Consider the following 21,182-nt stretch of genomic DNA (forward strand, 5'->3'; position numbering starts at 1 on the left):
ATAACCCATGTGTAGAAACATGGGGGGTCTCAACTATCTGAGGATTTTACGAACCATTCCCTTATTTTTCAAGAAATCCTGTTGAAGGGTTCGTTATGAAAAAACCTTCTTCCGGCACATGAAAATATTGAACCCAAACCCCATCTAAAAGGTTTTCCCGTTTATCTAGTAAAATTTTAATGTCTTTGTCTGTTTCTACGATTTCATCATGTTCAGTAGGTGTATCAAGCTTCACATCATAATGCGCATGTTCTCCATGATTTAGCGTAATAAATACACGAATCATCTTTCCCTCAGCTTCTTCACTACTCAACATATTTTTTAAAACCTTAGCTGCATTTCGATTAATTTTACATTTCATGTTTAACGTCCCCTATTCATTTTTATTCTGTAATACTATTAGTTACAGAATGATTTGTCAAGATATTCGAACTATAACTTCCTTTTTGTCGTTCATCAAATGAAACTCCTTTTACTTCGATAAGCCGTGACCTTTGTTAATCTTATTCCCCTGACGTCGAGCCGTTATTCTTTGAGTTGTTTCTTCCTATGGAACAGAATATGAATAGGCACCCTTCGAGACTCTAAAATAATGCCAGCGGAAAGACAATCCGCTATTTTGGATTAAATGCGCTAAAATTTGAATTTGCGGAACGTGAGAGCGTTGAAGAAGAGGCTAGCCCCTCTCGAATATTTATCTATTCTCGGGACAGCCCCTTACCATGAAGTATTAACTACCGTGGTCGTGTGAACAACTACACCTCAGCAGCATGAGCGAACTGCGTGCTGTACAGCCGCGCATACAGCCCATCCAGTGCAAGCAGCTCGCTGTGCGTGCCCCGCTCCACGACGCTGCCCGCTTCGATCACCAGAATGTGATCGGCGGCCAGCACCGTGGAGAGCCGGTGCGCGATCACGAGCGTCGTGCGCCCTTGCATCAGCTCCTCGAGCGCCGCCTGCACATAGGACTCGGACTCCGAGTCCAGGTGCGACGTCGCCTCATCGAGGATGAGGATGCGCGGGCGCTTCAGGATCGCGCGGGCAATCGCGATCCGCTGGCGCTCGCCGCCGGAGAGCCGGTGGCCGCGCTCTCCCACCATCGTGTCGTACCCTTCGGGAAGCGACACGATAAAGTCGTGGATGTAGGCCTGCCGACACGCAGCCTCCATCTCCTCACGCGTAGCGTCCTCCCGCGCGAAGCGCAGGTTGTCGCCAATCGTCGCGTGGAACAGAAACGACTCCTGCGTCACGTACGCGATCTGTGAGCGCAGCGAAGCGAGCTGAACGTCGCGGACGTTCACGCCATCGACCTCGACGACACCCGACGTCGAGTCGTACAGCCGCGCGATCATGCCGATCAGCGTCGATTTCCCCGCGCCGCTTGGCCCGACAAGCGCGACCATCTCACCCGGCTGCGCCTCGAACGTGACATCGCGCAGCGCGTACTGCCCTGGCTTATAAGCGAAGGAAACCTGCTTATAAGCTACCCGACCCGCGACCTGTGTAAGCGGCGCAGCCCCAACAGAGTCCATGACATCCGGCACCATGTCCTGGTACTCGAAGATGCGCTGGAACACGCCAAGCGCCGTCGCTACCTCCACATGTAGGTTCAGCAGCATACCTACAGGCATGTACAACCGGCCAAGATACGCCGCGAAGGCGACGATCGAGCCCAAGGTCATGCTGCCGGATATGACGGAGTAGCCGCCGTACATATAAATAATCGCTGTGCCTAACGGCCCCAGCGTGCTCGTTGCCATCCCGAACCAACGACCGACCAGATTGAGCCGCAGCTCCAAATCCATCACCTTCTGGTTCATTGCCGTAAACTCGATTTCCTGCTGTTTCTCCCTGCCGAAAATACGCGTCAACAAAGCACCGGAAATCCCGAAGTTTTCAGTAAGCTGAGAAGTAATATCTGAACGCACTTTCTGCGTTTCCGTGCGCAGCGATTTCCTTAACCTCGATACTTTTTTCACAGGCAGCACAAACAGCGGGAGAATAAGCACAGAGATAATAGCCAATTTCCAGTCAAGGGCAAACAAAATACCAATGGTCGAAACAACAATGACAATCTGGGTGATTGATGACACAACCAATGAGGTCACAACACTTTGAACCGCCTGAACGTCCCCTGTGATCCGCTGAACAATTTCCCCCGACCGAGCCTCCGTAAAGAAAGCCATCGATTGCCGCTGCAAATTATGAAACAAGGACTGTCCTAAATCACGAATAACCCCTTGGGTTACTTTGGTATTAAGATGATTTTGCCATACCCCAAGCATACCGCTTACGACAGGAAGAAATATCATTAACAGCGCCATCCCTGCCAGAAGTTTCATATTGCCCTGTGGAATCGCTGTATCAATAATTTCTTTCATAACAAGAGGCGGGATTAAACCAATCAAAGCTGCAAACAGCGCCAATCCAATAATGGCCAATAATTGTCCCCAATACCCCTTGAACAACCGCAAAATCCTTTTTACCGAAACATCCTTTAACTTCGCTTTAGGCCGATTCCTATCGGAAAGCCGCCCCATACCACCTGGTCCCACTACTCATCTCTCCGTTCTAGCCTGAACTGCCTTCTAAATGGGAAAAGCATACTCGATTGCCCTCGTTACTTCATCTGCCATCTTCAACACGCTGTACAGCGATGTTGTTTGTAGTACACTATACTGTCTAGGCCCGTCTGCATTGACGATAGCCGCAATCGTATAATCCCCAACCTGAGGCAGCACCTTCCCTACTGACTTCCCTGGAGCCAAAGGCTGATTAGACACCTGATACATGCCCACAGACAGCTTTTGTCCCAAACATGCATCAATCGCTATCACCACACAGCCAAGTGGAATTTCCTGCAAACGCGCTGCTAAGTTACTAGCATCACAAGGCGCTTCAAGTGTTCCTATCACATGCGGATACCCCAGTTCCACAAGTCTGCTCCCTACAAGCGGGCCCAGTGAATCACCTGTCGATCGATCTGTTCCTATACATACAAAAGCCAACGAATCCGGCTTCATCACCGTCTTTTTCCCAATCGCCTTGAGAAAGATCGCCAACTGTTCGCCATTCATCTTTTTCCAATACTGCTCCCGCGGTTCAATCCGTTCTTCCCCCATCAGATCCTCCCTTAACACGCATCCAGCAAAATTTCCCCTCACTCCTGATGAATGATATAATGCGGTCAACTTCTATTCTTTCAAGATTACGCTTGCGATGCAAGTTTTGCTAGCAAAACTTTTAAGGAGGCACACCATGTCCACCCTAGGAATTATTGCGCTCCTGACCCTCCTCTATTGGCTTTATATCACTTTCGATGTGCTTAGAGGCATACATTTACTGCACTCTCTGCCCAAATCCACGAAACTCCCGGACAAGCCTCCACTCGTTTCGGTCATTATCGCCGCCAAAGAAGAGGAAAGTACCATCCTAGAAACCGTCCGTCACCTTCTCACGCAAAATTATCTGCGCCTCGAGATCATTGCCGTCAATGACCGTTCTCAGGATGCTACAGGCGTCCGGCTTGAAGAGCTGCGGAAGTGGTCACAGCGCAAAATGGATATTCACACACCGCTGCAAATCATTCACATCACCTCACTGCCTGAAGGCTGGCTTGGCAAAAACCATGCCCTCTACCAAGGGTATCAGCAAGCAAGAGGCCAGTACTTACTTTTTACAGATGCGGATATCATCTTTGCACCAGGAACGATTTCAGACAGCGTTACTTATATGAAGGAACATGACGTACAGCATCTCACGCTGACCCCTAACATGATTGCGCGAAGCACGCTGCTCAGAGGTTTCGTTCATTTCTTCCTCTTCTCTTTTTCCTTATTCGTTCGTCCGTGGCGTGCCAACCTTGATAGCGCCCGTGAACCGGGCATTGGAATAGGTGCCTTTAACATGGTCAGCCGCGGTGCTTATGAAGCCATTGGCACGCACAAAGCGATCGCCCTTAGACCTGATGATGACCTTCAGTTAGGGATATCCCTCAAACGAGCTGGATTTAAGCAGAAGGTTCTGTCCGGCAAGCATATCCTTCAAGTCGAATGGTACCGCTCTCTCAAAGAAGCGATCATAGGTCTGGAGAAAAACCTTTTCTCCGGCTTTCGCTACAGCTACACCATTGCTTTACTCGCTTGTCTAGGACAGCTTATCTTTTTTATATTTCCTTGGCTCGGTCTGATCTTCCTTTGGGACTGGAGAGGTGCCGCCTATGCTGTCGCTGTCATTTTACAAATATGGCTATACCGCAAGCTAATGTTCCGCCTCATGAGCAAACGCGGGGATGAAGCTTTCCTTCTCCCTATCAGCGCTTCCCTGCTCCTCTATACGATCGTGCGCTCTGTTTGGCTAACTTGGAAACAAGGTGGCATCAATTGGAGAGGAACGTTCTACTCCCTGCGCGAATTAAAAAAGAAGTAAATTCAGAAAGGAAGATAACTGCCATGCCTCATGCGCGTTTCCGCACTCTTACTTACACCGTGATGCTCAGCTGTCTGCTCTCAGCAGCCGTTATCTTCCCAGCATCTACTTCTGCACAAGGTACCGTTCAAACACAAAGCCGAACGATTGCTCATAATGGCAAGTCGTTTGCTGTACAATGGGTCACAGCGGATCTTACTGATCCCTACTTGCGCGTTAAGCCTATAACAGCTGAAGCCGGCATCGGTCATGATGAGTCCTTCTCCTCCATGTTAACAAGGAACCATGCGATTGCAGGGATCAATGGGACTTTTTTTGACGCCTATGAAAAGGATGACACCCAGCGCTATCCGAATGGTTTGCTCATTGGCTCCGGTGAAATTATGCACTCAGGCATTAATCCTGCCTTCCTCGTTCATGCCGACAAAACCGTCAGCTTTGGGCGCATCCAAACGGAGCACCAAATAAGCGTTACTCATCTGAGCAAAGCCTACACATTCACTGCTTGGGGTGTGAACAAATATTACGGTGATTCCGCCAATGATCAAGTCGTTTGGTACACCCGCGCTTTTGGACCGACCATCGATTTTCCTAACTCAACCAAAGTTGTCCTCCGCGAGGGCAAAGTGACAGCCGTTACGCCGCAGAGTGTCGATATTCCCGAAGATGGGCAGGTATTTCTGCTTGGAAATAGTGCCAACAATAAGACCTACGTGCTGCCTAATATCCATATTGGCGATACGGTGAAGCTGACATCATCTCTCCATAATCAAGATACCGGAGAAAGCTCCCTGCTTACATCGGTTGATGCTGCTATTGGAGCCGGACCGCATCTGCTTACCAATGGCGCTGTTGATTTGGACTTCGAACGGGATGGCTTTACTGATCCCAAAATCACAACGAGTGCGAACGTACGCAGTTTCATTGGGTTAGACGCTTCCCATCAATTCGTCATGGGGACACTCTCCGCAGCAACGATGGCGGATATGGCGCAAGTTCTTCTAAAGCTAGGTTTAACGGATGCGATGAATATGGACGGAGGTGCAAGTTCATCTCTGTATGCGAACGGCTCCATGCTGCGAAGTCCGGGTCGGGCGCTGAGCAATGCACTTGTCGTGGAACGTCTAGATCATCCGCAAATCCAATTAGAAGTAAATGGACAATTCGTACATGAGTTCCGTGGGTATTTATTGCAAGAAACAAGTATGGTACCCTTTCGGGGCATTCTAGAAAGAATCGGTGCCAAATTTGAATGGAATGGGACAACCCGTACATTAACTGTTCATCATGGTTCTACTAATCTTGAGCTTCGGCCGGATCATTCCGTGATGACTGTGAATGGGCAATCAGTCGTACTCCCTGAAGCACCTACCATACTAGAAGGTCATATTTATATGCCTTTACGAGCCATTATTGAATCCTTAGGCGGACAGATCCAATGGGATCCACAGCTTTACCGGGTTTCACTTCGCTTTTAGTGCACACGATTCATTCGTACAATACGGTAATACAGTTGGCTGCTCACCTCTGGCTCCACTTCCAAATAACCTTCCACATGCACATAATCACCCAATATAAAGGTAGATGCATCGGCAGACCCGGAGTGTGTCAGAAAGAGGAGAGCGGCTTTTTCATTTCCAACCACGAACCCCGTTTGCTCATTCACTTGAAACTTATCTAGAACAGTCCCATGGTGAGACCTTGCGATATGATGAAAGCGCCAAGACTGATCCTCTTTTGTTAGAAAATAAAGCACGCGATTTCTCTGATTATTACTGAATTCCCTCGTCACACCAATCATGCAAACCTTTTCGCCTATACGAAGATACTCATCGACAACAAAGGATTTCAATCGCAAGCGATGCACATTTTTCTGCTGAATATAAGCTTCCATCTCTTCAATTGTCCTTTGATCCTTCGGATCCTGTTTCGTTGCGTAAAATACTTCTCTTATAAACGTATCCGTCTGTAGGCTTCTTGCCCCTTTGAAATGATTATACGTAAGAAAAAATCGATCAATGACTCCCCGAATCTCTTCTGGTATGGCAGGACCTTGTTCCACGATATACATGCTATTTGCTTTATTCGAATGTCTTTTTTTATAAAACCAACTTTTCCAGACACTTAATTGCATGCCGTTCGTGTCACCTGCTTTCTTCCAAACATTTCTTCATTATAGGCTAAAAACCATAAAATTTCGATAAAAATCGCAATATTTCGCATAAAAAAAGAACATTTGCCTTCTATGCTTTCATTCGAAAGATTCATAGAAAACAAATGCCCAATGATTTAATCCTTTTTCACCACATGGTTTACTTACAGAACTCTTTTGGCTCCCACATATCTGGATCCCCAGTATGAACTGGCGAGACTATCTATCGTTACACCTCTAGACGTTGTCGCTGAAATGAATTGATCATTCCCCAGATAAATTCCAACATGATTTACACTGCCTGCTGCAAAAAACACAAGATCTCCAACCTTCAAGTCTGTAACCCTGGTTCCAGCTTGATCGTACATTTGAACCGAAGTTCTGGGTAGATCAATGCCTTTAGCTTCGTACAAATAGCGCACAAATCCGGAACAATCAAACCCTCTGGGTGTTGTGCCTCCCCAAACGTAAGGTGTGCCCATGAACGTATTTGCTGTTTGCACGATTTGATCAGACATGGAAGGTATAGCTACCGCTGCTACCTTTGGAGCTGGTGCAGGTGGCGGTGCAATCCAGGCTGGCTTGTGCGACTTGCCATCGACATTCACAATCGCGATACGATTCGCTTCATTCCACTCAATCGGAGAACCGAATGTTTCAGTAATGAAACGCAAGGGTACATACGTATTACCTTGATAAAGCGTCGGACTGCTTTCCAGACTAATCTTCTTACTGTTAACGATCGCTTGCTTCTCGTCGGTTGTAAGTTGAATCGTCTGCTGCTTGCTCTTCAACGTAACCACTATTTCGCTTTCTTGTTTCGCCCAGCCTACTTGATAACCCAATTTCTCAGACAGTACTCGCAAAGGAACTTGCAGCGTTCCTGCGTTGTCAATAAATGGCTGTACTTCTGGGAACTGAACCAACTCATCATTGACCTGGACTTTTACAGTGGATGAAGATGAACCTGATGCTGCTTGAACCGAGGGAGCGGAAAAAATGGATACTGCCGCACCAACAAGTGCGCATGAGCAAATAAAGCTTTTTGTGAAAAATTTCAAAAACCTTGCCTCCTTGAAGCCTCCGAGGTTAGTTGACGGGTTCGGGAAGAGGTTTCCCTAGCGCGCTCAGTTTAGTAAAACAGCCGAGCATTCATTCACCCCAAATTAAAGAAGTCCCCCGTACCAGAGCTTTTGCTGCTCCGAGATTCGGCATTTTTTGTCTATGTTAGACTAGCATAGTTGAACTATTACTTTCAACTTTTGCATAGTGGTAATAGTTTCCAATGGATTATAAATGCAAGACAAAATCTGAAATAAATGAGGCGATCAATAGAACGGCCATGACTCCCCCTGCAAGATGTGCACGCCATATTAAGTTATCTTTTGACAGTTTAGCGGTATTACGAAGTGTGCGAAAGTAAAGAATAGCCCCAACAACCATGAGAATAATCTCAAGAGCCGCACTCACCCACGGCCACTGCCACAGACTAAATCCTACTAATGGAAGTCCTCCAACATTCCCCGGTAAGAATGGCATATCTGCACGATGAACGAGAAGATCAAGTACCCAGTGACTGAAGGTAAGCGCTCCTATAGCTGTGCCTCCTCTTTTCCCCCATAATTTCCAAGCCAATAGACCTGATAAGATAGCAATGAGCAGCGCCCCAACTAATGAGTGTGTGTAATCAGCGTGAATAATCCATTCCCCATAACCCGTACCGATGCTTGTATCGATCGTTTCAACACCAGAAAGAAATAAGGGTACGAATACAACATCAAGCAGCTGAGTACTAAGCATGAGCGCCCAGATCGGCACCTCCGGTGTTCTTGCTTTCACTGCTGCAGCAAGCCCAAAATGTCCAGCAAACATTTACATTCCCTCCCTTTTCGAGCGCTTGAGAACACGGCTTTCCAGCCATCCACCTAAAACTGTAAATAAGAGCATAAGTACAATAAATGACATGTCGATCCCCATTCCCTTCTAAATACTAACTTAATTAGTATATTAACTAATATAATTAGTTTGTGCAAGTGTTTTTTCAGCACAAAGAAGAAGCCTGAACGTCATCGTTCAAGCTTCGATTTCATGCATATGCGATTATGGCTTGAGGCATGACTAATTCGATATCGATCCACGTCCGATTCAATGCGATAATATTGAAATTATCACTTTGAGAAGTTATTACACTTTTGATTTCGTTTGTAATCACAGAAAGTATGCTGCTCCGATAATAGCCTCTCGTGCTCCAGCAAGCCCGACAAATTGAATAATTCCTCTTTTCGCTCCCATTAGAAATTAGAACCAGATCAGATCGCCATTGAATCTCCAAAGTAATAAAGTGACTGGCTCCATACGAAGATCAGTTGTCCCAGCATTGGGTTAGCCTCGGGGACGTTCGAACCCCTGCGGGTTCTCATCCTTTCCCGCACAACCAACTAAAGTTGTACTACGTACAACTTTAGTCAATCAAATCAAGCTTTTTCTCTGCGCGTGTTGCAAAAAATACAACAATTTAGACCCAAAGTGGCCATTTAAACGATTTAAGGCTAAATTGTTGTACAGCATACAACATCTCTAGCTAAGAGAGTAGAAAACCAAGGAAATTGTTGCACGAAGTACAACTTCCCGGACTTATAAGCAAGAAAAAAGCCCACATTCAGGCATACGAATCCGGCTGGCCCCTTCACCCTATACCATAAAGCGAACCCAACTGCGTTAAATAAGGGTTCCCTTCGTCCCCCCAACAAACCCAAAACATTCGTACAAGTAGAAAAAGATCACCCGAAGGTGATCTTTTTCTGTGAAGCGGGCGGCGGGAATCGAACCCGCGCGATCAGCTTGGAAGGCTGAAGTTCTACCATTAAACTACGCCCGCATATTAAAATGGGATTGATGGTCGGGACGACACGATTTGAACATGCGACCCCCTGCTCCCAAAGCAGGTGCTCTACCAAGCTGAGCTACGTCCCGATGCGTTAAATGAAAATGGCGCGCCCTGAGAGATTCGAACTCCCGACCTTTTGATTCGTAGTCAAATACTCTATCCAGCTGAGCTAAGGGCGCAAATTAGTTGGAGCGGAAGACGGGGATCGAACCCGCGACCCTCGCCTTGGCAAGGCGATGCTCTACCGCTGAGCCACTTCCGCATCGTATAATTGCTTGTCATTCTCGCTAACGTTTCTCCGAGGCGACAAGGAATAATATATCAGGAATTGAGGACAAATGCAAATGTTTTTTATTACCTTTTTTTATTTGATGAAAATACCGCCAAATGGCAGTACTTCTCTGGCAATGCGACGCATTAAACTGTCATTTTTCATATGCTCATCCAATTTACGATCTGGCTTACAGGGCTGCATGAGAACATAGCCTTGCCCCGTCATTTCCCAATGATAATTCATATGCTGACTTGCCAGTGTATTGCCGTACACACATAGACGCAGCTGAGCATTCCGCGGGTAGGCAACAAGACAGCTTGTATCGACATACAAGGGCTTCTTAGCGTCCAATGCCATTTGGTAAATCGGTCCTGCAGTCAGAAGTCCTAGTTTACCTGGACCTTTAAACTGCATTTTCACAAGATCCTGCGTAATCAGTGTATTCTTAACATTTTGCAGATGAGAAGTGTAGCTGACTCCCTCTGTGTAAAACAGAACATGTCGAAACTCATATAGAAGATCATCATCCACTCCTATGGGTATAACAGCCATGCTATAACCTTCAGGCAGTCCTAGCATGACATTGGCCGGACCATGCAGCCGTGACTGGACAAAACGCTTCTTCCTATACATACTCGGCAGCCTCATGAAAGAATCTTCTCTCTGCTCAGACTTTCCTTGAAAAGCGACAATTTGGTTCGGATGCAGCACATGAACAGACTCCCTCTGTTCGATGCGCAACGTGGCTATCTTTGCGTGTGAGCTTACTTCCTCGAAAGATACCTCCATACACACCGACCTCCTCGTAGACTACATCTATCTCATTCTTCGCTTCTGCCTCCGCCAAACAATGAATCGAAACACGCGGCCCAGTACAAAATAAAAAACAATCAGCAAAACAGCTGTCACAACCATATAGGTTAATTTCTGATTTCGTTTTTCTTTATCTAGGGCTATTTGCTCCATGGCCTTCAAGCGTTCTTGCAATTGTTCATTTTCCCTTTTGAGTGCTTCGTTTTGCCCAAGAAGCCGTTCCTCTGTTTCTTGCGAATGCCGTATGGCTTCGGAAAGCTTGTCCTTCTGATCCTCTAATTGCTGCTTCGTAGTCTCATAGTCTTTCTGAATTTGTTCCACATTCTCTGGCAATTGATAGATGTCTTTGACTCGATCCAACCATGAGGCTTGGACCACAGAAGCTGGATACATAAACCCGAACATGATGACGAGTAAGCCAAAGACTTTTATAGCCCCCGCCAAATAACGTATCTGCATCTGCTGTCCCTCCCCACGTTCATATCGACATTTTCTTCTATTTTACCGCAAAAGTCACACCTTCACCACTTCTGCAGCTGCTATGGGATACCGTAAGATCGTCTTCATTCTAGAAGACTCCACCTTTCTTGGGTCTGATAAATAATCTCATGATGCAGTCCGCGGATCTCCCGTTTATGTTCTGTTAAAAAATGCTCGATTTGTTTCAATGATTCCGGTTCTACTCACCATAAGCCTTCCAGCTTGGCCACAGTAAAGTCCTTATCCTCTTTCTTATAAATCCCCTTGATGCTGTAGGAAAGCGTGTAAAGCGCTTCAGTGGCATTTGAGAAGGCAACCACCGTCTGGATCCCCTTGTCCTTGAATTGTGACATACCAGATAGGCTCAAATTCGACCAATTGCGGTTTCGTGTGTGCTGTGTAATAGCTTTTATACGTTTTAGTTAAATCTAACTTATCCATTCTGCACATCCTTTACATTTTTCACTAGTTTATAAAAGGATTACTGACAGCTGCATGTCAGCAGACATAAAAAAACTTACCTTTCGCCAAATTTCGCGAAACAGGTAAGTCTCATCCTCATAAAATTCGTATGTAATTATACCGCTGCTGGTGGTGTGAAAGAACGCTGAGCAAATTCAGCATCTAACATGTAGAAGGCGTTACTGTCTTTATCAATACGTTTCAATTTATTAATGATGCTGTCGAACATTGCTTCTTCTTCGACCTGCTCATCAATGAACCATTTCAAGAACTGCATAGTCGCGTGCTCTCTATCGTTTAGAGCCAAATCAGACAAATGGTAAATACGTCTTGTTACCTCTTGCTCATGCTTGTACGCATGTTCAAAAGCATCTAGGATCGAATTGTACTCATTCACAGGAGTATCCATACCGGCAAAGCTAACCTTTTTCCCGCGATCGTTAATAAATTTGAAAATCTTCATCGCATGGAATTTTTCTTCTTCAGCTTGTACCATAAAAAAGTTCGAAAAGCCATCTAAGCTTTCCGCAGCGCAATAACCAGCAATAGCCAAATAGACGTGCGCGGAGTAAAATTCATAGTTCATCTGCTCATTGAGCGCTTCCGTTAGTGTATCTTTTAACATCGGTGCACACACCCTTTCTGTATGGTTATCTTTTGCGTATTCCCCATACATACAAGATTACCAGAACACCGCATACAAATACAAACGGAATTAACAATTTTAGAAGGTCTACGTTCATACCATCACGCTCTCAGCCCGAGATTCAGCAATAATTTGTTTGATTTGAGCATACAGTAAGTCAGGCGAAGCTGCACACAACAGTTCTTTCTTCCCAATCATGGCGATGCATTCTTTCTTACAATGCTTGCAATTACCTAAGCAATCTTTCTTTTTTTGCTTTAGGTCTGGATATTCATTTTTCAAGGACTTATATATTTGTTTGGATCCGAATTTTTCATTTCTACAGCAGTATTTAATCGTTTTCATATTCGATCTCTCCCCGTCACTCATATCTACCGCTATATCTGATAATAGTGATAATAATAATCAATGTCAATCGAAAAATAGAACTGTATGTCCATCTTACGAAAAAAATCAATGGCGCTAGGCCATTGATTTTTTTAAATCTTTAGTATCGGGACGACTGACACAGTCTATCATGGAGCGGATTTCTATTTGAGCAGGAGCAGAGATGACAAATGGTGTTTCGCCCGTACTCCTGGCCATAAAGGTAACTATCTTAGGGCGATTCGGCAGTAAATCAAAATAATTATCATCAAATATACCCTCTATCGACGTAGATATTCGTACCTGTTTAGCCAACGTATCTGTTTCCAATACAAACTGGGTTCCCCGGCTTCCTTTAACCTCGGTTATTTGAATGGTTGGGTCAGCTAATTTCATTTCCTTGAATGGCACCAAATAATGTTCGCAGCTTTCGATGACGGTTCCATCCTTCTCCAACTGCACAACGAGCAGAACGGATGAATCATTGTTTCCTGCCAGCAGCTCTTCTTTGATCAACGAGAAGGCTTTAACGCCTGATAAGGCGTCAACCTCAACCTGCTGCTCGAAGGACCGTATAACATTTCCGGAAAAATTCAATAACTCCATCCTAAGCCTTCCGTGAATCGAAGATCGCATATCGGAAATAATGTAGACATCGAGGTGGCTTTCATTTGTATCATCCACTGAGAGAAGCAAATCGCGGAAGCTGCGCCGGGCATAATATTGCATGGCTTTCCATCTGCCATAGTAATCCATCCCAGCCCATGAGGCGACTGGCCAGCAGTCATTCATCTGCCAATAAAGTGAACCCATACAGTATGGCTTACGGCGTCGATGCGCTTCAATGGCAGTTTTCATTGCTTCTGCCTGCAAAACCTGACTCATATACAAAAAGGACGGGAAATCTTTCGGCTCCCTCATATAAATGTCCATGTATTCCTTAATTAATTGATTGCCAAGTTTGTGCTTCTGATGTGCCAGCATGACTTCAGATTCTAACGCCATATCTGTTTCCTCGGCATAGGTCTTAACCGACTCGTATTCCGGGAACGATTGAAAACCATATTCGCTCATAAAGCGTCCAACGTGCTCATTATACTTCTCAAAGGGCTCTACAGAATGCCATACACCCCAGTAGTGTATATCCCCAGAGGATGAATTATTGTGAGCATGTTGATTCTGATCCCCCTTAAGCCCACACATAGGTGAAGAAGGCCTGTAAGAAATATCCGGAGCCAATCGGTTAACTGCTTCAGGTAAAATAATATGAAAAATTTGCTCATAGTCATGCCAAATACGGTCCCGCTGCTCGGAGCTGTAAAGCTTTTTCCATCCCCATCCAGCCTGCTCATCGTAATGTGACCACGCCGTATCGATTTCGTTGTTTCCACACCACAACGCAATACAAGCATAGTTTCGGAGACGTTTAATGTTCTCCTCAGCTTCTAACTTAACATTGAGTAAAAAAGCCTCGTCACCAGGGTACATACTACAGGCAAACATAAAGTCCTGCCACACGAGAAGTCCGTACTCATCACAAAGCTCATAAAACATATCCTGCTCATAGATCCCGCCTCCCCAAACCCGAAGCATGTTCATATTGGAGGCAGCCGCTGTGGCAATTTCATGTCTATAGGTTTCGTAAGTAACTTCTGTTAAAAAGCTGTCATTCGGTATATGATTGGCACCCTTGGCAAACACCGCTACGCCATTTAATTCGATATAAAATGAGGTTCCTTCGTCATCTTGATTCGTCACCAGTTTAACGGTTCGAAGTCCGGTTCTAATACTTTTCTGTGCTGCAGAACCCTTCATTCCTATTAATTCCACTTTAAAGTTATACAAATCTGGCTCTCCCAGCCCTCTGCACCACCACAAGCGGGGTTGATCGATAGACATATTCAGTTCGACATGATTAATTCCACTTACGAGATCAACTCTCTTGGTCCAACTGAGAGATTCCGTTAAAACATGTAGTGATCCTTCCCATGCTTCTGTAACCTCTATCTCCAGAACAGCAGTAAGTTTTGCAAGTACAGGAGTAACTTCATCTTGCCTGATATATACATCGGTAATCCGGCATTCCGACCATCCTTCGAGCCTTACCTCACGCCATATTCCGCTTGTAACAAAGCGCGGACCCCAGTCCCATCCGTAATGGTAAGGCGCCTTGCGAGCGAAGATGCTAACCTTCTGGTCACCGAGGCCGCCTACATCCGACTGATCGTTCGATGCAGGCAGTCCGTAACCCAGCTTCGAAAGCTTCGGTAAATCTTCATGAATCGGCGATCGGAAATAAACCGTCAGCTTGTTATCGCGATCGGTGAGCCATTGCTTCACATCAACTCTCCAGCTGCGGAACATATTATCCGCTGAGAGAATGTGCCGATCATTCAAATATACATCTGCGTACGTATCCAAACCGTCAAATACAAGTTCCAAATGTGAACTGGATTTCAGCTCCTCTGAAACATCGAAATAGCATTGATACTCCCAATCTTTTTTGTCGATCCACTGCAGTTCGCTCTCATTCTTTCCATAAAACGGATTCGGAATAATGCCATTATGATATAGATCCATATGAACACAACCAGGAACTTTAGCCGGCATCCAGTTATTTTCGTCATAAGCTTTAAACGTCCATTCTTTCCATACATGTGCTGTTTCGCTCATCCTGTCCTCCATCATAAGCGGTGTTATCGAATAACCCGCTATTATCGTCTATAATCGAACATCGCTAGTGTTCGTTCCCTTACTTTCTTTCAGTCTCGCTTCTTCTAGCTCATATTCCCAATTCAGATGCCGGTATTCGGCCGCTTCATCAGAGGTGTCAAACCAATCCCTAAAATCCTGCCAGAGAGCCGTTGTCCACATCCCGTCGATTTGAGCTGTTGTATATATCCCTTCATTCAGCCTTATAATGCCGAAGACGTCGCGCACTTGCGATTTTTCTGCAAGCTCGATCGTCGTTTCCGCCAAATGCGGAGGGATAAAGATGACCCCGGACGGAGTTCCGAGTACAACGTCACTCCCCAATATTGAGCCACTTCAATTCTCAAAGGAGAACGGAAGTGGCCCAATAGAAATGTATAGGATGAATAGAGTGCTGTTTTATTTATTCAACTTGGCTTCCGCATCTTTTCCTTTGTCTGTAATTGTTTTGAATGCTTGCTCCAGCGTCTGTTTGCCGAACATAACGGCTTCCATTTCCGATTTATACGTTTTCACGAAATCTTCACTGCCTGGAGGAGCAGGATAGAAAGGCAGCGCCTTGTCCTTGGCTGCGTTCAATAAATCTTTACCGAATAGATCACCTTTAGACAATGTAGATTCAAGAGTCTTGAAAATACCTTCATTGATCGGAATTCCTCTCGTTGTACCCAGAGTTTTACCAGCCTCTTGATTGGAAATAAACCACTTGATGAACTGTTTCGCTTGCTCTTTATTAGCTGAGTTCGCACCTACACTGAGGAAAATGGTCGACTGCGCCCAACCTCCCCCTTTGGTACCTATCGGGTTGCTGTTCACTACCAATTTGCCGCCTGGAACAAGTGCCTGGATAGCTGTTGCAGACCCAACGGATGCTCCTCTGAGCATCACTTTGCCTGAAGCCATAGAGTCGAGCTTTGGATCGTTCTCTTTGAAAGACATCTGTAAATCAGCTGAAGGTACGATGCCGTCTTTACGGAACCCAGCATAAATGTTTTGGAATTGGAACCACGTGTCCTTATCCAGGTTGAACTTCGTGCCGTCTTGGAAAATAGGTCCTTTTCCTTGAGCCGTTTGATATGCTTGGTACCAATCCCAAATATTTGTTAAATCATCGATCGGATATTTGTCTTTAGGCAATTTCGTGCGTGCTTCCTTCGCAAAGGCAAAGAAATCATCATAAGACCAATTATTGAATGGCAGTTTAATCCCTGCCGCCTCAAGCTCAGGCTTGTTGTACACCATCCCCTGACCGTTCAAACTGAGGGGTACGCCGTAAAGTTTGCCGTTTATTTTAACATTTTCCAAAATTTTCGGATCAACAATATCTTTCAAATCGAGATCCGATAAGTCTGCGAGCTGACCTCGCTTCACATAGCTCTGAATATAAGCTGCATCCATCTGCAGCACATCAGGAATCGAATTGGATGCTGCTAACGTTGGCAGCTTCTCCCAAAATCCATCCCATGCCGTATACTCTGGGGCAAAGGTCACTTTGGGCACTTGATTAGTGTATAATTCAAGCGCTTTTAAAGTGGCGTCATGTCGTGCCTGTGTTCCCCACCACATGATTTTCAGCTTAACAGCCTTGTCAGAAGCAGGCGCAGCCGTAGCTGTTTTCGCCGTTGTTTGCGGCTGCGTCGATGATTGAGCCGGCTTACTGCCGCTGCTGCATCCTGTAAGACCAACAGTTGCGGCAATCATTGTTAGAGATAGACCTTTGAGCCATGCTTGTCGTTGTTTCATGAATAAACACTCCCTTTTATATGTGAAATGATGTGTTGCCAACATGAGATACAGCTTTTGATATCAACCTTTGATCCCTGTTGTTGCGATGCCCTCCACGAAATGCTTTTGGGCCAAGAAAAACACGATGGCAGAAGGAGAGACCGAGAGAAGCGACATGGCCAACAATTGACCCCACTGGATTTCAAATTGGTCAATAAACATCCTTAATGCCAGACCGACTGTAAATTTCTCAATGGAGCTTAGATACAGCAGCTGGGAGAAGAAATCGTCCCAGCTCCAAAGAAATGTAAAGATACCTACAGTGACAAGCGCCGGTTTTATTAAAGGTGCAATGACGAAGAGAAATATTTTGTACACAGAGGCACCGTCCATTTGTGCGGCCTCGTCCAGATCTCTGGGAATGCCCCGAATAAATTGAACGACCAGGAAGATGAAGAATGCGCCCCCTCCAAAGAAATGAGGTAATATAAGCGGGATGTAACTGTTCACAAGGCCTAGCTTGTTGTACATAATGTACTGAGGTACAACAGTCACCTGAGCAGGCAGCATCATGGTAAGCAGCAGCACGGAGAACCAAAAACCTCTCAGTTTAAACTGCAATCTCCCAAATCCGTACCCCACTAGGGCCGCCGTGATTACACCTCCTAATACGTTCCAGAATTCCATTAGAAGTGTATTGGCAAAAAAAGTTGTGAACGTGTACTCGGAAGAATACGTCCAGCCTTTGGTGTAATTTTCCCACATCAGCACCTGTGGCCAAATCGTCGGTGAACCTAATTCCGCCATACTTTTCAAAGAAGCACCTATCCACCAAAAAACCGGGTAGAGCATGATCAGAGAAAACGGCAGCAGAATGAAATGTGATTTTAATGAAGAATATCGCCGTATTATCATTTAGATCCTCTCCCATCGGATTCGTAATAGACCCAGTATTTGGATACAGCAAAATTAATTGCCGTAAATATCGCTATAATAAGCAACAAAATCCATGCGAGTGCGGACGCATAACCCATTTGAAATTGTTTGAAAGCCTTTTCATACAAAAACATGACATACATGTATGTAGCGTTTGCAGGGCCACCTCCCGTAATGACGAAGGCAGAAGTAAACATTTGGAAGGAGCCAATAATACCTAACACTAAATTGAAAAACATCACAGGTGAAAGCATAGGTAACGTAATGGTGAAAAATTTACGAACGATTCCAGCACCATCTACAGAAGCGGATTCATACAAGTCTTTAGGAATTTGTTTCAGTCCCGCTAAGAAGATAACCATGGTTGATCCAAACTGCCAGGCATTCAGTAAGATAAGTGTGCTAAGTGCTGTATCAGGATTCGATATCCATCCTACTCCGGTAATGTGAAACCATCCCAGAATATGATTGATATATCCATCCAACCCGAACATGTTTCGCCAAAGCGCAGATACCGCAATACTTCCCCCAATTAATGATGGAAAATAAATAGCTGTCCGATATACATTCATCCCACGGAGACTCCGATTTAGCAACATCGCCACCATAAGGGAAAAAAACAATTTGATAGGGACGGAAACGAGAACAAACGAAAAAGTTACAGAAAGCGATTTCAAGAATAATCGATCCTTTGTAAAAATCTCCGAATAGTTTTTCGAGCCAATCCATGACGGTGCATCAAGCAATGAATAATCGGTGAAAGATAAATAAAATGATTGAATAATCGGCCATAGCGTCAACAAAAGAAAGCCAATTAACCAAGGAGAAATGAATAGATATCCGGCAGTATTGTGCTCATCTTTATTCCGAAACCTACGCTTTCTTATACTCATAGTTGTTACCTTCTCTCAGCTTAAAATAAAATGGGTCAAAGTTGCTTAATGTAATTCGATTGTAACCCTAATTCTTCATTTCGTCAACCTAATACATTATTATTGTTATGTTAAATAAACTAATTTCATGTTTATTTTAACCGCTAACTTTCATAACATTAACTTCATGTTTACCAATAAAATCGTTAATTTCTTGAATATATCGACAATTAACACAAAAAAATTCTCGGTTCAAGTTTACAAGTAAACTTGAACCGAGAATTTTTTAAATAGAACCATTTAAACTATTATAAAGTGTTACTTTCTGTGAGAGCACGGATACTTTCTCTAATAATTAAGTCACTTTGCAGCAATACTTTTTCATAGGGCATATGCCGGTTCTTTAATCTCCATAACAACAAATCTACAGCTTTAATGCCCAGTGCATCCTTCTCTGCATTAATCGTCGTAAGCGTTGGAAAGTCCTTAACAATATCGATATTGTTATCAAAACCGGTTAAAGAACAGTCTTCTGGCACACGAAGATTCATTTCCCTTAAGGCATTATGGACAAGCATAGCAATTTGATCATTTGCGCTTACGAATGCAGTAGGGAATTCGTTTGTTGGGATAGACTGCAAGCCTGTCAGCAAAAGATTCTTATTCTCTTCTCTCAGAGAAGGAATTACATTTAACAATGCATGATTTCTATGCAAATAAGGAAGCTCATTCTCCTCCATGATCGACCTGAACCCTGTCCAACGGTCAAAAAAACTTCGCGAATAACGCAGATTGCCGATAAACTGAATACGAGTGTGACCCTTGCCAATCAAAAAATTAGTAAGCTTGCGCATAGTATCCACATTATTCATGAAAATAGTGTCCGATTCAATCATCTCATCTTCATGATCAACCATTACAAAGGGGATTGACTTACTTCTTAGCTCCATCAGCATGGGAGTTGATACAAGCCCAACACCAATAACCCCCAACAGCCCCTCCGGTTTCATGACTAGATTAAAGTTTCTAGGAGAATCATCTGAGACAATAATCGAGCCTATTCCTTCAGATTCAAGTGTTTTGGAGATTCCGTCTAGCACTTTCCCCCAATAGCCGGACTCTTTATTCTGGCTGCGAATGTTCGGAATCAGAATACAAACGATTTTATCACTTTGCTCCGAAGTGGACTGACTCTGAATTTTTTTAATCGTTTTCTGGTTCAAATATCCTAATTGGGAAGCGATTTCAAAAATTTTTTCTCTCGTTACTGCACTTATGCCAGATTTCCCAGACAATGCTTTCGATACTGCATATTTAGATACACCAACTCGATCCGCGATCTCCTGCATGGTAATTTTATTCTTTTTTGTCAAAGCTATCACTCCAAATCAGTATCCGACACTCGTGTTGATTTTGTAAACCAAACAATACTCTCATAATAATAACAAATTAGCATATATAAGTATACAAGAAGTGTTACCACTTGTAGATGGAGAAATAAAAAGAAGAGTAGGTGCTTATTAGCTACCTACTCTTCTTTACCAATAATGCGGTCAAGAGGACTCGAACCTCCACGGGGGGTTAGCCCACACGGACCTGAACCGTGCGCGTCTGCCAATTCCGCCATGACCGCGAAATCAAAGGTACTTTAGACTACGTCTAAAGTACCCTATACTACTGAGTCATGTAGGATTCGAACCTACGACACCCTGATTAAAAGTCAGGTGCTCTACCAACTGAGCTAATGACTCATGTCCAGAAATAAAAAAATGGCGGAGCTGACGGGATTCGAACCCGCGGTCTCCTGCGTGACAGGCAGGCATGTTGGGCCACTACACCACAGCTCCACACTATGTAAAACAACTCTCAGAAAGAGTTTGGTTGCGGGGGCAGGATTTGAACCTGCGGCCTTCGGGTTATGAGCCCGACGAGCTACCGGGCTGCTCCACCCCGCGACATTACTAGCATGATATTTAATTAAGTATAAAATATGGTGGAGGCTGACGGGATCGAACCGCCGACCCTCTGCTTGTAAGGCAGATGCTCTCCCAGCTGAGCTAAGCCTCCATGGGATATAACTAGAAATTAGGTGGTGACCCGTAGGGGACTCGAACCCCTGTTACCTCCGTGAAAGGGAGGTGTCTTAACCACTTGACCAACGGGCCTCGTAAACAGGCTTTTCTTATGTATAAGTTTACTGGTGGCGGAGAGAGAGGGATTCGAACCCTCGAGACGCTTGTGACGCCTACACGATTTCCAATCGTGCTCCTTCGGCCAGCTCGGACACCTCTCCATGAAAAGCCTGGTATGTTATAAAAAATGGCTCCCCGAACAGGACTCGAACCTGTGACAACTCGATTAACAGTCGAGTGCTCTACCAACTGAGCTATCAGGGAAAACTGCTTGGCAACGTTCTACTCTCCCAGAAC

Annotated in this window: 19 protein-coding genes, 12 tRNA genes and 1 riboswitch; of the genes, 2 read left to right on the plus strand and 29 right to left on the minus strand. The window is 44.8% G+C overall.

What is annotated here, in order from left to right; genetic code table 11:
• Window positions 1-61: 61 nt before the first annotated feature.
• From AC58U0_RS20470 to yyaC, 3 genes are all read right to left on the minus strand, one after another.
• Entirely contained in the window at window positions 62-361 is a 300-nt protein-coding gene (locus AC58U0_RS20470; protein WP_497380841.1) for an iron-sulfur cluster assembly accessory protein, read from the minus strand.
• A 394-nt stretch (window positions 362-755) separates the two neighbouring features.
• The gene (locus AC58U0_RS20475) at window positions 756-2,441 is read right to left on the minus strand and encodes an ABC transporter ATP-binding protein (protein ID WP_497380842.1); all 1,686 of its coding nucleotides are present in this window, start codon (window positions 2,439-2,441) and stop codon (window positions 756-758) included.
• Window positions 2,442-2,588: 147 nt separating this feature from the next.
• A complete protein-coding gene (yyaC, locus tag AC58U0_RS20480; protein ID WP_497380843.1) occupies window positions 2,589-3,122 on the minus strand; it encodes a spore protease YyaC in 534 nt (177 codons plus the stop codon).
• A 136-nt stretch (window positions 3,123-3,258) separates the two neighbouring features.
• Between yyaC and AC58U0_RS20485 the strand changes: the two genes are divergently transcribed.
• On the plus strand, window positions 3,259-4,428 hold the full coding sequence (locus AC58U0_RS20485) for a glycosyltransferase family 2 protein (RefSeq protein ID WP_497380844.1): 1,170 nt from the start codon (window positions 3,259-3,261) through the stop codon (window positions 4,426-4,428).
• A gap of 23 nt (window positions 4,429-4,451) precedes the next feature.
• Window positions 4,452-5,906: a stalk domain-containing protein gene (locus AC58U0_RS20490; RefSeq protein WP_497380845.1), complete on the plus strand. Its 1,455-nt coding sequence runs from the start codon at window positions 4,452-4,454 to the stop codon at window positions 5,904-5,906.
• Here the strand turns inward: AC58U0_RS20490 and AC58U0_RS20495 are convergent.
• The 26 genes from AC58U0_RS20495 to AC58U0_RS20620 form a co-directional block, all read right to left on the minus strand.
• Window positions 5,903-6,562 carry a hypothetical protein gene (locus AC58U0_RS20495; RefSeq protein ID WP_497380847.1) on the minus strand — a complete coding sequence of 220 codons (660 nt, stop codon included), beginning with the start codon at window positions 6,560-6,562 and terminating at the stop codon, window positions 5,903-5,905. The genes AC58U0_RS20490 and AC58U0_RS20495 overlap by 4 nt on opposite strands.
• A 182-nt stretch (window positions 6,563-6,744) precedes the next feature.
• Entirely contained in the window at window positions 6,745-7,641 is an 897-nt protein-coding gene (locus AC58U0_RS20500) for a C40 family peptidase (RefSeq protein WP_497380848.1), read from the minus strand.
• A 2-nt stretch (window positions 7,642-7,643) separates the two neighbouring features.
• Window positions 7,644-7,804: riboswitch (cyclic di-AMP (ydaO/yuaA leader) on the minus strand.
• Window positions 7,805-7,870: 66 nt separating this feature from the next.
• Complete coding sequence (locus AC58U0_RS20505) at window positions 7,871-8,452, minus strand: permease (RefSeq protein ID WP_497380849.1); 582 nt, start codon at window positions 8,450-8,452, stop codon at window positions 7,871-7,873.
• Between the two features lie 935 nt (window positions 8,453-9,387).
• Window positions 9,388-9,458, minus strand: a tRNA-Gly gene (locus AC58U0_RS20510).
• 18 nt (window positions 9,459-9,476) lie between these two features.
• Window positions 9,477-9,553, minus strand: a tRNA-Pro gene (locus AC58U0_RS20515).
• 16 nt (window positions 9,554-9,569) lie between these two features.
• A tRNA-Arg gene (locus AC58U0_RS20520) sits at window positions 9,570-9,646 on the minus strand.
• An 8-nt stretch (window positions 9,647-9,654) separates the two neighbouring features.
• Window positions 9,655-9,729, minus strand: a tRNA-Gly gene (locus tag AC58U0_RS20525).
• Window positions 9,730-9,831: 102 nt separating this feature from the next.
• Entirely contained in the window at window positions 9,832-10,530 is a 699-nt protein-coding gene (locus AC58U0_RS20530; RefSeq protein ID WP_497380850.1) for an AIM24 family protein, read from the minus strand.
• 27 nt (window positions 10,531-10,557) lie between these two features.
• Window positions 10,558-11,013 carry a hypothetical protein gene (locus tag AC58U0_RS20535; RefSeq protein WP_497380851.1) on the minus strand — a complete coding sequence of 152 codons (456 nt, stop codon included), beginning with the start codon at window positions 11,011-11,013 and terminating at the stop codon, window positions 10,558-10,560.
• 224 nt (window positions 11,014-11,237) lie between these two features.
• On the minus strand, window positions 11,238-11,387 hold the full coding sequence (locus tag AC58U0_RS20540) for a hypothetical protein (RefSeq protein ID WP_497380852.1): 150 nt from the start codon (window positions 11,385-11,387) through the stop codon (window positions 11,238-11,240).
• A gap of 224 nt (window positions 11,388-11,611) precedes the next feature.
• A complete protein-coding gene (locus AC58U0_RS20545) occupies window positions 11,612-12,121 on the minus strand; it encodes a ferritin (RefSeq protein ID WP_497380853.1) in 510 nt (169 codons plus the stop codon).
• Window positions 12,122-12,235: 114 nt separating this feature from the next.
• Complete coding sequence (locus AC58U0_RS20550) at window positions 12,236-12,487, minus strand: DUF1450 domain-containing protein (RefSeq protein WP_057307931.1); 252 nt, start codon at window positions 12,485-12,487, stop codon at window positions 12,236-12,238.
• A gap of 117 nt (window positions 12,488-12,604) precedes the next feature.
• Window positions 12,605-15,181 carry a beta-mannosidase gene (locus AC58U0_RS20555; protein ID WP_497380854.1) on the minus strand — a complete coding sequence of 859 codons (2,577 nt, stop codon included), beginning with the start codon at window positions 15,179-15,181 and terminating at the stop codon, window positions 12,605-12,607.
• Window positions 15,182-15,229: 48 nt separating this feature from the next.
• On the minus strand, window positions 15,230-15,544 hold the full coding sequence (locus tag AC58U0_RS20560; protein ID WP_497380855.1) for a hypothetical protein: 315 nt from the start codon (window positions 15,542-15,544) through the stop codon (window positions 15,230-15,232).
• Between the two features lie 75 nt (window positions 15,545-15,619).
• Complete coding sequence (locus AC58U0_RS20565; protein WP_497380856.1) at window positions 15,620-16,963, minus strand: ABC transporter substrate-binding protein; 1,344 nt, start codon at window positions 16,961-16,963, stop codon at window positions 15,620-15,622.
• Window positions 16,964-17,026: 63 nt separating this feature from the next.
• Window positions 17,027-17,860 (minus strand): carbohydrate ABC transporter permease, encoded by an 834-nt coding sequence (locus AC58U0_RS20570; protein WP_497380857.1) that lies wholly within the window; start codon window positions 17,858-17,860, stop codon window positions 17,027-17,029.
• Window positions 17,857-18,774 carry a carbohydrate ABC transporter permease gene (locus AC58U0_RS20575; protein WP_497380858.1) on the minus strand — a complete coding sequence of 306 codons (918 nt, stop codon included), beginning with the start codon at window positions 18,772-18,774 and terminating at the stop codon, window positions 17,857-17,859. The genes AC58U0_RS20570 and AC58U0_RS20575 overlap by 4 nt, the downstream gene beginning before the upstream one ends.
• Window positions 18,775-19,061: 287 nt before the next feature.
• Complete coding sequence (locus AC58U0_RS20580; RefSeq protein WP_497380859.1) at window positions 19,062-20,126, minus strand: LacI family DNA-binding transcriptional regulator; 1,065 nt, start codon at window positions 20,124-20,126, stop codon at window positions 19,062-19,064.
• A 175-nt stretch (window positions 20,127-20,301) separates the two neighbouring features.
• A tRNA-Leu gene (locus AC58U0_RS20585) sits at window positions 20,302-20,386 on the minus strand.
• A 45-nt stretch (window positions 20,387-20,431) separates the two neighbouring features.
• Window positions 20,432-20,504: transfer RNA gene (locus tag AC58U0_RS20590), tRNA-Lys, on the minus strand.
• A gap of 19 nt (window positions 20,505-20,523) precedes the next feature.
• Window positions 20,524-20,600, minus strand: a tRNA-Asp gene (locus AC58U0_RS20595).
• A gap of 31 nt (window positions 20,601-20,631) precedes the next feature.
• Window positions 20,632-20,708, minus strand: a tRNA-Met gene (locus AC58U0_RS20600).
• 36 nt (window positions 20,709-20,744) lie between these two features.
• Window positions 20,745-20,820: transfer RNA gene (locus AC58U0_RS20605), tRNA-Val, on the minus strand.
• 23 nt (window positions 20,821-20,843) lie between these two features.
• A tRNA-Glu gene (locus tag AC58U0_RS20610) sits at window positions 20,844-20,918 on the minus strand.
• A 36-nt stretch (window positions 20,919-20,954) separates the two neighbouring features.
• Window positions 20,955-21,046 (minus strand) — tRNA-Ser (locus tag AC58U0_RS20615).
• A gap of 27 nt (window positions 21,047-21,073) precedes the next feature.
• Window positions 21,074-21,149: transfer RNA gene (locus AC58U0_RS20620), tRNA-Asn, on the minus strand.
• Between the last annotated feature and the right edge of the window lie 33 nt (window positions 21,150-21,182).

This window comes from Paenibacillus sp. J31P190 (assembly GCF_059692075.1).